Source organism: Virgibacillus alimentarius (genome assembly GCF_000709085.1).
Classification (GTDB): domain Bacteria; phylum Bacillota; class Bacilli; order Bacillales; family Amphibacillaceae; genus Virgibacillus_B; species Virgibacillus_B alimentarius.
In genome coordinates this window covers 1-11,289 of sequence record NZ_JFBD01000079.1, presented here as the reverse complement: position 1 = coordinate 11,289, position 11,289 = coordinate 1, and the positions used below count along the sequence as shown (strand labels likewise).

At 39.9% G+C, this 11,289-nt stretch carries 10 protein-coding genes and 1 riboswitch; all 10 genes read right to left on the bottom strand.

Translation table 11 applies throughout. The annotated features are described in order from the left end of the window. Nucleotides 1–23 precede the first annotated feature (23 nt). The gene (gene thiT, locus GZ63_RS0112615) at nt 24–617 is read right to left on the bottom strand and encodes an energy-coupled thiamine transporter ThiT (protein WP_029270107.1); all 594 of its coding nucleotides are present in this window, start codon (nt 615–617) and stop codon (nt 24–26) included. A 68-nt stretch (nt 618–685) separates the two neighbouring features. Continuing rightward, a riboswitch (TPP riboswitch) is annotated at nt 686–785 on the bottom strand. Between the two features lie 178 nt (nt 786–963). After that, nucleotides 964–2,028, bottom strand: coding sequence for a tartrate dehydrogenase (locus GZ63_RS0112610; protein ID WP_029270105.1), 1,065 nt, complete (start codon nt 2,026–2,028; stop codon nt 964–966). 41 nt (nt 2,029–2,069) lie between these two features. Continuing rightward, nucleotides 2,070–3,620: a Na+/H+ antiporter NhaC family protein gene (locus GZ63_RS0112605; RefSeq protein ID WP_051681493.1), complete on the bottom strand. Its 1,551-nt coding sequence runs from the start codon at nt 3,618–3,620 to the stop codon at nt 2,070–2,072. 41 nt (nt 3,621–3,661) lie between these two features. Further along, nucleotides 3,662–4,798, bottom strand: coding sequence for an alanine racemase (gene alr, locus GZ63_RS0112600; RefSeq protein ID WP_051681492.1), 1,137 nt, complete (start codon nt 4,796–4,798; stop codon nt 3,662–3,664). A 56-nt stretch (nt 4,799–4,854) separates the two neighbouring features. Next, a complete protein-coding gene (gene dat, locus GZ63_RS0112595) occupies nt 4,855–5,703 on the bottom strand; it encodes a D-amino-acid transaminase (protein WP_029270099.1) in 849 nt (282 codons plus the stop codon). 18 nt (nt 5,704–5,721) lie between these two features. Further along, a complete protein-coding gene (locus GZ63_RS0112590) occupies nt 5,722–6,708 on the bottom strand; it encodes a pyridoxal-phosphate dependent enzyme (RefSeq protein ID WP_029270097.1) in 987 nt (328 codons plus the stop codon). A gap of 23 nt (nt 6,709–6,731) precedes the next feature. Continuing rightward, nucleotides 6,732–7,943 (bottom strand): M20 metallopeptidase family protein, encoded by a 1,212-nt coding sequence (locus GZ63_RS0112585; RefSeq protein WP_029270095.1) that lies wholly within the window; start codon nt 7,941–7,943, stop codon nt 6,732–6,734. Between the two features lie 55 nt (nt 7,944–7,998). Beyond that, a complete protein-coding gene (locus GZ63_RS0112580) occupies nt 7,999–8,382 on the bottom strand; it encodes a RidA family protein (RefSeq protein ID WP_029270093.1) in 384 nt (127 codons plus the stop codon). 29 nt (nt 8,383–8,411) lie between these two features. After that, a complete protein-coding gene (locus GZ63_RS0112575; protein ID WP_404814848.1) occupies nt 8,412–9,842 on the bottom strand; it encodes an NAD-dependent succinate-semialdehyde dehydrogenase in 1,431 nt (476 codons plus the stop codon). Nucleotides 9,843–9,871: 29 nt separating this feature from the next. Then, nucleotides 9,872–11,233, bottom strand: coding sequence for a 4-aminobutyrate--2-oxoglutarate transaminase (gene gabT / locus GZ63_RS0112570; RefSeq protein WP_029270089.1), 1,362 nt, complete (start codon nt 11,231–11,233; stop codon nt 9,872–9,874). Between the last annotated feature and the right edge of the window lie 56 nt (nt 11,234–11,289).

Below are 11,289 nucleotides of genomic sequence, written 5' to 3'. Positions count from 1 at the left end.
GTTTTGTCCCAGCCTCTTTTAATCTATTTATTTCCTTCGTTTCGATTTGCTGACGTTATTAATTGTGGCGCCCTGCCAATTAGTAACACGAGTACGATTGCACAGCCCAGGGCAGTAAAGAAAAAGGTTGTTCCGTTCGTAATCAATGAGAAAATAAATGGCGATTTTCCTGCTTCAATGGCATAGCTTTTAAAGAAAATAACACCAGCCACAAAATGCCAAAAGTAACGTGCAATACTTCCAACGAATATCGCAATAACTACCCAGAAGAGGGCACGTCCTTTTAAATTTTCTTTCAAATTCTCTTTTACTAAACGAGCAAAAAGTCCCGAAAATCCAACAAATGTAAAGGCAATAAAGTATTCGATAAATGCTTGGGTAGGTGTCAAAATCCAGGCATCTCCTAATGTTACCTGCAGAATTCCCCATAAAAACCCTGAGATAATTGCGGCTAAAAATCCCCATCTAAAAGCTACGATAAAAATAGGGATCATTGATAAAGAAATGGAGATTGAAGGTATAATTTTAATCGATGGCAACAAATCAAGTAACATTGCAAGCGCAGCAAAAATAGATACTTCAATCATCGCCTGTAAACCTAGTTTTTTTCGCATCATATAAAAATCCCCTCCCTTGATGGTTAGTAATCAAACGCACCTTAAGGAGGAGATAGTCACATATCACTGTTTTCACAATCCCACATTCCTACGTCAGTTCTAACTAACAGGTTCAAAGGGTCCAGAACATTTTGTTCAATCTCAGCCTTAGCTCCCCTTGTGGTAACGTTGATTATTCATTTAAAACAATTATAGTATACTTTAGTATTTATCTCTAGCATTACAAGAAACATAGAATTCTAATTTACGATTTGCTGTTCCACTGAATGATCTTTTCGTCCGTTGGCAGCAAATACGTTAAAATTCCTAATAAAGGTAATAAAGAAATGGAAGAAACAGGTGAATATTAAGCGAAAAGCAACTCAATAAATATGTCACCAACATCTTTGGTCGAACCTTTTCCACCCATATCTGGCGTCAGTGCTTTTGTATCCATAAGTAGTTCTCTGATCGTAGAAAGAATGGCTTTCCCCCACGCTTCTTCTCCAAAGAAATCCAACATTTGACTGACCGACCAAATCGCCGCGATTGGATTCGCTTTTCCTTCCCCTGCTATATCTGGCGCCGAACCATGGACAGGTTCAAACATAGATGGGAATTCTTTTTCCGGATTGATATTTGCCCCCGTAGCGAGTCCCATTCCTCCAGTGATGGCAGCTCCAATATCTGTTAATATGTCACCAAAAAGATTCGATGTAACAACAATCTCAAACCTTTCTGGCTCAGCTACAAAATATAGACTGGCCGCATCTACTAAATAAGAATATGTTTTTACATCGGGGTATTCCTTGCCTATTTCCTCAAAAACTTCATCCCAAAATACCATTGAATAATTTAAAGCATTTCCTTTGCTGACACTTGTTAACGTTTTCTTCAATTTACGAGCTTCTTCATATGCATAACGGATAATCCGTTCGGTACCTTTACGTGAAAATACACCTGTTTGCAGGACAACTTCTTCTGGTTTTCCTTTATATAACCAATCTCCTGCACCAGCATATTCTCCTTCACTATTTTCACGAATCACTAGAAAGTCGATATCACGTTCTGCTTTTGATTTTAATGGTGTAAGTGTCGGATTTAATAATGTAACTGGACGTAAATTAACATACTGATCAAATTCCTTTCGGATTTTTATCAGCAAATCTCTTAATGATATATGATCAGGAACTCTAGGATAGCCAACAGCACCTAGATAGATAGCGTCATAATTTTTAAGTTGGTCAATTCCATCTTCATCCATCATTTTGCCGTATTTGAGATAATACTCGCACCCCCAAGGGAATTCAGTAAAAGAGAAGGCAATATTGGAATCTGCTTTTTCAATTGCCTTTAAAACTTTCACACCTTCTGCTACCACCTCGGAACCGATTCCATCCCCGGGTATTAATGCAATATTGAATTGTTTCATCTTCTCTTCCCCCATTCTTTAGGGCCATTATATCAAATTTGTTAGACGCTAACCCTATTAGCTGTCATTTCGTATTTCTTTTGATATCTATTTCCTAAATAACGAAGAAGGAAGAATTGAACTACTATTCCAATAAGAAGCAGAATAATGCTACTTCCAATTAATGTATAGGATAAATACAAGACACTCGATATCCCCGCGGGAACAAGCGCATATGGGATTTGCGTATTTACATGAGCAATGTGATCCGATTCAGAAAAGATCGATGCCATTACGGTTGTGTCCGAAATTGGGGAGATATGATCACCAAAAATGGATCCTGCAAAAATAGAACCGATAGCGATATGAACAAGCTCAACTCCTCCAATAGCATATGCAAGAGGAATTGCAATTGGTGTCAGAATAGACATTGTTCCCCAGGAAGTTCCAGTTGCAAAGGAGACAAACATAGCAATGATAAAAATTAAGAACGGTAAGAGTGCTGGTGTCATCCAACTTTTTGTTGCCCCAACTACAAATTCTGCAGTACCTAGATCTTCTGTTACGGTGCCGATTGACCAAGCTAAAACAATAATTATCAGTGCAGGAAGCATTGTTTTTATGCCTGCTAATACCGTATCTTCACACATTTTCAAATTCATCCCTTGAATGAGTGCAAGAATAATTCCTGTTAACGTCATTGCAAAGGCACCCCATGTTAAAGCGGCAGATACGTCCGTATCGGCAAGCGCATCCATCATTGATTTTCCTGTTGCGCCTCCCCCTGTATACCATAATCCCCACAATCCTACGGTAATCAGGGCTATCAAAGGAAGAATAAAATTCCAAACGCTTGCACCTGATTGGTGAGGTTTTCCCAAATCTTCTTCTACCGAAGATAGTGGGGTTGAACCATCTGGTATTAGTTTTCCAGTTGTCTTGGCTCGTTGTTCCGCTTTCGCCATAGGTCCGAAATCTTTTCCAAGTATGATCATTGGAACTGCAAAAAGACATAAAATTGCGTAAAAATTCCATGGGATTGATTGCAGAAAAGCAAAATATGGCTCTATCCCGGTAATACTGGCGCTGGCAATTGCAGCAGCAATCAGAGATACCTGAAAACCAATCCAGTCAGATACAGGTCCAATTGTTGCCATGGGTGCAGCAGTTGAATCAATAATGTAGGATAGTTTTTCTCTTGACATTCTATGTCGGGCTGTAATGTCCTTCGTTGCATTTCCAACAATAACGGAATTCACGTAATCATTAAAGAAAATGATAATTCCAAGAAAATACGCTAAAGAACCAACTCTTCTTTTGGTTGTTAAACGTTTTTCCAAAATCTTTATAAGTCCATCCGACCCCCCCGTTTTAAACATAAAAGCTGCTCCAGTACCTAGTAATGCGGTCATAACAAGAAATCGCGCATTCCAAGGGTCAACCATCACATCCTTCATCCATGTAAAAGTCATCCCAACTGCGGCAAATGGATTTCCATCTGCCGCAATGAAGCCCCCTACCCAAATACTAATAAATAATGAAAACAACACACGTTTTGTTAAGATTGCAAGTACTACCGCAACAATCGGCGGAATGACAGATAAAAAATCCATTATTTCCCTCCCTACAATTACGAATTTTCCGTCAATTCAAATTAAATGTAAATCCTGCGAATACGTTCTGTAAAACTAGATACTACCTCATCTACAATACTGTCCATCCATCCGGCTATATCGCGTGCGGTGATTTCTTCATGACCTTGTTTACCAAGTAAAATAACTTCATCTCCCTCGGTCACATCTGATATTTCTGTCACGTCAATGATTGTTTGATCCTGAGAGATGGATCCGATAATTTTAGCTCTGCATCCTTTCACAAGCATTTCACCTTTATTAACCAATGCTTTTTTATATCCATCGCCATGCCCAATCGGTACAATTGCTATTTTAGTTTTTGATTTGGTTATAAAATTGCCCCCATAACCAACTGGAGTATTCGGAGGCAACTCATGCACCTGAACAATTTCACTTTTAAGCTTCATAACAGGCTTTAATGTTATTTTATCCTTTTGCCTAGGCGCGGGGGTATACCCAAATAAGGCAATCCCAGGTCTTAGCATATCTAAACGCATTTCGGGTTTTCCTTCAATAGCTATTGTTGAGCCACCAACATGAAGAATTGGGAAGTTATAACCGCAGCTTTTTAACGCATTTACAGTGCTTCTAAACACTTCAAATTGTTGATCTGTCTTTTTCCAATCTCCTTCATCTGAACTTGAGAAATGGGTGAAAACTCCCTCCCATTCTAGTCCCGGAAGTTGGTAACAAGTTTTGCAGAAGTTTACTGCTTCACGCGGAAAAACTCCAAATCGATGCAAACCAGTATCGATTTTCAAATGAACAGAAATTATTTTTTTGCGTTTTTCAGCTGCTTTACTAAGGGCATAAGCTAAATCAAATGTAGAGATGGAAGCAGTTAAATGATAACGTACAATATCTTCTGCTTGCCTTGGCATAATAGAACTTAAAATATGGATGGGAACGGTAATACCGCTCTCGCGAAGCATTGCACCTTCTTCAACCGTTGTTACCCCCAGACGGTCCGCCCCTACGCGAACCGCCTCCTGGCTAATTGGGACAATCCCATGTCCATAAGCGTTTGTCTTCACGACTGCAAGCAATAGCTCGCTAGTAATATGCTGTTTAAGGGTTTTCACATTCTCTTTAAATGCTTCCAGATCAATTTCCGCTACTGTCGGATGATAAGCAGACAATACGATTGTTTTTAGCAAAGTACCCCTCCTAAAAAAATAAGCAGGATTCTCTTCTCGGTTTTATTGAGGGATGATTACCTTTGCACTACTTCATTAATACACAAGCGGAATTCTTTCACCAATTTACGAGTTATTTTCCCAGGCTTCCCATTTCCAATTGTTTTGTCATCAATTTTTAAAATAGGTACGACATCCAATTTTGTCGCTGTGATAAATACTTCATCAGCTTTAAGCATCTCATCAACTGTAAACGTCTGTTCTTTTACCGTAATACCTAATGTTTTACATAATTGGAAAATTTTCTTTCGTGTAATTCCGTTTAAAATATAATTGTTTGCCGGGTGTGTGAACACATTTCCATCTTTAACCATAAACACATTGGAAGCACTTGCTTCTGTAACGATGTCTCCACGATGCAGGATCGATTCAATCGCATCATTTTCAACCGCTTTTTGTTTGGCTAGTACGTTCGGGAGCAGATTCAATGTTTTAATATCACATCGTAGCCAGCGAATATCTTCTGTTAACACAGCAGTAGCCCCTTTATCTTCAACAGAACGCATTCGCTCCTCTTCTCTTGTATATGCAACCGTGATTGGAGAAACACCTGAACTTGGGAAGTAATGCTCTCTCGATGCAATGCCTCTAGATACTTGTAAATAGATGATACCTTCAACAAGTTGATTGACAGCAACCAATTCCTCAAGCTTAACTTTCAGTTGTTTCGTAGCGTAGGGTAATTTCAACTGTAATTCCTTTGCACTTCTTTCCAGTCGTTCCATGTGCTCATCAAGCAAAAACGGTTGCCTGTCATATACACCGATAACCTCATAAACACCGTCACCAAACTGATAAGCCCGATCTTCCATATCAATGATGTTTTCCCTACCTATGATCCGGTCATTATACAACATTTTCATCACGATAAAACCTCCCCCATTCTAGCTATTAGTCTCTAAATCCCATAAAACGGAAGGATCTACACTACAACCACTAATAATCAAGACAACATGGGAACCTAAAGGTATTTTATGATTTAAGATAGCACCAATCCCTACAGCTGCAGCACCTTCGATGATCATTCGATGTTTATGCATCATAAAAACCATCCCTTGGGCTATTTCCTCTTCATTGAGCAGAACTATATCATCGACATGTTTTTTTACAAGTTCAAAGGTATAATGATTTGGTACGCCTATTCCTCCCAGTAGACTATCCGCTAAAGTATCCTGTTCCTCTATCAAAATCGGTTTTTTTGCTTGCATGCTCTCATACATTGTCGCCCCTTGTTTAGGAGAAACTCCGTAAATACCGATTCTTGAATCAGCCGACTTCATAGCAACACCAAGCCCGCTATGCATACCGCCACCAGATAATCCGCCGACTACAGTATCTACTTCAGGGAGCTCATTGAAAATTTCCAGTCCCATCGTTCCTTGCCCAGCAATAATATAAGGGTCATCGAAGGGATGAATAACGGTAAGACCTTGTTCTTCTTGCAAAGCTTCACACCGTTTCTTGGCATCATCTTGTGATTCTCCACTCATTACTATTTGCACCCCTGTGCTCTTAAGTGCTTCAACCTTTGCATGTGGCAGCCGCTTTGAAACGCAGACTACTGCTCTTATCCCCAATTTGTTAGCAATGTAAGCAACACTTCTAGCAAAATTTCCGGTAGAAAACGTTGTTATTCCTTGCCTTTTTTCTTCATCTGTCAAACTTAAAATTTTATTTGCCGCTCCTCTGATTTTAAATGAATCTGTTATATGGAGATTTTCTAGTTTGAGATAAACAAATGTTTTTGCAATATCGGATAAAACTTGTGAATAAATCATTGGTGTTTGATTCACAAAAGGAGAAATTCGTTTCTGTGCTTTCCACACATCTCGTAAATGAACCGGTTCCTTGGTAAAGTTTCGAGTAGCCATTTTCAACCCGACTCCTTAAAAAATCAATTGCTATCCGTTAAAAAACAGCTAGCCGCTTCAGCCATAATTGCTGCCCCAACAGGCAAACATTGTTCATCAATATCAAAAATTGGCGTATGAAGATTTCGGATCTGATCACCAGCTTTTCTGCATCCAAGAAAAAACATGGCACCAGGAGCAACCTGTGTCATATGTGCAAAATCTTCGCCACCTAAACCAAAAGGGCTATCCACTAGTATGAAATGAGGATAAAGCTCTTTCATTGTTTGCTTTATCAATTTATTTATCCTCGGATTATTTTTTAGTGCAGGATCTTCAGGCTTGATCGTTAATTCATAATTACCACCTAACGGCTCAACTACCGCTAATATTTTTTTTAATTCAGCATGAATCACTTCTCTAACATCTGGATGATAGCTTCGTATCGTTCCTTGCATATTTATTTTAGAAGGAATAACATTGCTTGCAAATCCCGTGTTTATTTTGCCAATACTGAGTACAGCAGAATCCAGCGGTGAAACACGCCTGCCTGTAAGTCCATATAAAGCGGGCAGTACTTGACTAAGCATCCAAACAGGATCACTTCCTAAATGCGGATATGCCCCGTGTCCGCCTGTACCATGAATTTTCGCATCAAATACATCCACACTTGCCATACTATATCCATCGTTCATTTTAACCGTGCCAAGCTCATCTTCCGGGCTCATATGCAGTGCAATAACAGCGTCCACGTCATCTAAAACACCGGCTTCTACCATATATGGAGCTCCTGTTAATCCGTGATCATCTGCTTTTTCCTCAGCAGGCTGAAACAAAAATTTTACGGATCCTTTCCACTCTCCTTTCTGCATTTTTTCAGCTAATAAATGTGCCGCACCTAGAGCAATCGTTGTATGAGCATCGTGACCACAGGCATGCATCACACCATCATGTTGTGATCGATAAGCGACATCATTTTCTTCATCGATCGGGAGAGCATCCATATCTGCTCGTATTGCGATAACAGGACCTGGACCATTCGATAACGTGCCAACAACAGCTGTGGAAAACCCAACTGCTGTTTGAACTTGCATACCGTGAATATCATTTAAAATATCCGTAACAAAACGTGATGTTCTTACTTCCTGAAAACTGAGTTCCGGATTCATATGCAGATTTCTTCTCCATTTGATCAACTGTGGAGTTAGCGCTTCTGCTCGAGACAACACTTCTTTTTGTTTAAACAAAATCACCATCCCCGATCATTATGATGATGAGTAACGTATAGCTTTAAGCCTTTCAAGCACCTGTTTAATAACGTAAAGCAATTGCACTTATTTCCACTTTACCGTCTAATAGTTGGCTGCCAACGGTGATACGTGCAGGTTTTACCTCGATGTCTTTAAAAAAATCTTCATATGATTGATTGAATTCCTGAACATTTTCTTCACTTAGGTCAGATAAATGACAAGTAACATAAACAATATTTGAAATGGGTGTCTCTGCGGCTGCTAAAATATGTTTCACATTATTTAAGCAAGCCTTCGTCTGTTCAGCAATTGTTTTACCAGCCAAATCACCGTTTGGATAAATCCCGTCTTGGCCGGAGACGAAAATATGGTGCCCCGTTTTTACCCCCTGTGAATAAGGACCCCCAGGTAAGGGGGCTTTTGTTGTCGCAATCTCTCGCTTCAATCTGTCACATCCTTTTCATCTTTATCATTTTAGTTCATCCCGATCGAAACATATTGTGATTCTAAGAAGGCATCGATTCCTTCATGCCCTCCTTCTCTACCAATACCGCTTTCTTTCATTCCTCCAAATGGAACCTGTGCTGCAGATGGTGCACCATCATTCCAGCCCACGATACCGTAGTTAAGCTGCTCAATCACTTGCGTTCCGCGTGCAACGTTCTCCGTAAAAAGATAGGCCGCCAAACCATACGGTGTATCATTTGCTAACTTTATTGCCTCTTCATCCGTTTCTATTTTTTGAACAGGAGCTACCGGACCAAATGTTTCTTCTTGCATCATGATCATCGAAGGTTTTACATCTCCGATTACGGTCGGTGCATAAAACACACCACCCTCATTTGTTATCGGTTCCCCTCCTGTCACAACCGAAGCACCTTTGCTAACTGCATCTTTCACATGGTTGGATACTTTATCCAGACCAGCGCGATTAATGAGGGGACCAATATCGACTGATTCATTTGTGCCATCCCCTACATTTAATTGTTTCACAGCCTTAGCAAATTTCTCCAGAAATGCATCATAAATACCAGATTGAACATAAATGCGATTTGCGCAAATACATGTTTGACCAGCGTTCCTAAATTTAGAAGCCATTACTCCTGCAACTGCCTTATCTATAGTTGCGTCATCTAAAATAATAAACGGTGCATGACCGCCAAGTTCGAGCGAAAGACGTTTTACTTGATCCGCACTTTGTCTGATGAGTATTTTTCCGACTTCTGTTGAACCAGTAAATGTTATTTTTCTAACCTTTGGATTTTCCATGATTGTTTTTGCAATTTTTGAAGACGACCCTGTGACCAGATTAATAACTCCTTTTGGAAATCCTGCCTCTTCACATAATTCCATTAATTTTATCGCAGTGATCGGACTTTCACTAGAAGGCTTAATTATCACGGTACAACCCGCAGCGAGCGCTGGACCCATTTTTCTTGTTAGCATTGCTGCTGGAAAATTCCACGGGGTGATTGCTGCGACAACCCCAACAGGTTTTTTCCATACTTGTAATCGCTTGTTATCTGCATGTGAAGGTATCGTTTCTCCATATACGCGCTTGCCTTCTTCAGCAAACCATTCGATAAAAGTGGCCGCGTAGTTGACCTCACCTCTTGATTCCTTAATTGGTTTTCCCATCTCAAGCGTCATGATCTGCGCCAGTTCTTCCTGATGTTCTAGCATCAGTCCATGCAATCGCTTCAGACAAGCTGTTCGTTCGTAAGCCGTACGTTTTGACCATGATTCAAAGGCCACATACGCGGCATCAATTGCTTTCGTCGTTTCTTCCTTTCCACCTATTGGAACCGTGCCAATTTTTTTATTATTAGCTGGGTTGATAACATCTAATGATTCAAGTTCCTCACCAACCCACTTGCCGTTGATGTTCATCAAATACTGCTTCATGTTCATCCCCTCCAAGTGCGTTTTATGAATTAAACTTGTTTTGTTTTGTTTTTCATCAGTACTACCTCAACTGCTTCTTCTAAGATATCTAACCCTTCTTCGAGTTGTTCATCGGTAATCACAAGCGGCATTAACAACCGAACAACATTATCATAAACGCCTGCCTTTAAAGCAATAACTCCCCGTTTACGCGCTTCTTTTAGTGTTTGAGCGGCTAGTTGTGGAGCCGGCTTTTTACTGCTCCGATCTTCTACAAACTCAATGGCACACATAGCACCTAAACCACGAACCTCTCCAATTGCGTCAAAGCGATTATACATGTGTTTGAATTTAGTCATTACCTTATCTCCAACAACTTCCGCTCGTTCATTTAATCTTTCTTTTTCCATCACTTCAAGAACAGCAATACCAGCACTGCAGCCAAGCGGACTTCCACAATACGTCCCGCCGAGTTCACCAGCATTAGCTGTATCCATCATTTCTTTCCGTCCGATTACACCACTAATTGGCAAACCCGCCCCCATCGACTTTGAGATAGTAATGAAATCAGGTTCTATTCCAAAATGCTCCATCGCAAAATATTTTCCAGTTCGGCCAAACCCGGTTTGTATTTCATCTGCAATAAGCAAGATACCATGTTTTTTACATATAGCAGCTACACCCTGGACGAATGTTTTATCTGGAATAATAAAGCCACTTTCTCCTTGTACAGGCTCCATGAGAACAGCTGCTACATTATCTGGAGCTACCTCGCTGATAAAAAACTTCTCAAATTCATCCAGTAAATACTGGCTGTATTCCGCTTCACTCATTGACTTAGGTTTTCTATAATGGTATGGGTAAGCTGCATGATAAACTTCCGGTGCAAATGGTCCATACTCATATTTATATGGCTTCACCTTTCCAGTTAATGACATGGTCATTAATGTCCGTCCATGGAATCCACCAGAAAAAGAAACAATTGCTTGCTTTTTCGTGTGTTTGCGGGCTATTTTCACTGCATTTTCGATAGCTTCAGCACCACTATTTAAAAACATAACTTTCTTATCAAAAGAGCCTGGTGCAAGTGCAGCTATTTTTTCTGCAAATTCAATATATGGTTCATACATCATGACATTAAATCCTGTATGAAGATAGCGATCTACTTGATCATGCAAAGCTTTGACTACGGTTGGATGACGATGACCAACATTAATACATCCAATAGCTCCGGCAAAATCAATAAAACGGTTACCATCTACATCCTGAAGGATAGCCCCATCTGCTTTATCCACAAAAGTTGGAATTCCGTAACTGACTGCATCTGGAACAATATCATGTCTTCTTTTAAGCAATTCTTTTGCCTTTGGACCTGGTAATTCTGTCTGCACGTTAACAAAGGATTGATTCATTATTGCAACCTCCCCAGATTTCCAAATTATTTATTGATAAACGCCGAGTAATTTTT

Excerpts from the sequence above, each read along its gene's own strand:
- GZ63_RS0112575 (WP_404814848.1), bottom strand. The coding sequence starts at position 9,842 with ATGAAGCAGTATTTGATGAACATCAACGGCAAGTGGGTTGGTGAGGAA.
- GZ63_RS0112605 (WP_051681493.1), bottom strand. The coding sequence starts at position 3,620 with ATGGATTTTTTATCTGTCATTCCGCCGATTGTTGCGGTAGTACTTGCA.
- GZ63_RS0112585 (WP_029270095.1), bottom strand. The coding sequence starts at position 7,943 with ATGGTGATTTTGTTTAAACAAAAAGAAGTGTTGTCTCGAGCAGAAGCG.
- GZ63_RS0112590 (WP_029270097.1), bottom strand. The coding sequence starts at position 6,708 with ATGGCTACTCGAAACTTTACCAAGGAACCGGTTCATTTACGAGATGTG.
- thiT (WP_029270107.1), bottom strand. The coding sequence starts at position 617 with ATGATGCGAAAAAAACTAGGTTTACAGGCGATGATTGAAGTATCTATT.
- GZ63_RS0112610 (WP_029270105.1), bottom strand. The coding sequence starts at position 2,028 with ATGAAACAATTCAATATTGCATTAATACCCGGGGATGGAATCGGTTCC.
- gabT (WP_029270089.1), bottom strand. The coding sequence starts at position 11,233 with ATGAATCAATCCTTTGTTAACGTGCAGACAGAATTACCAGGTCCAAAG.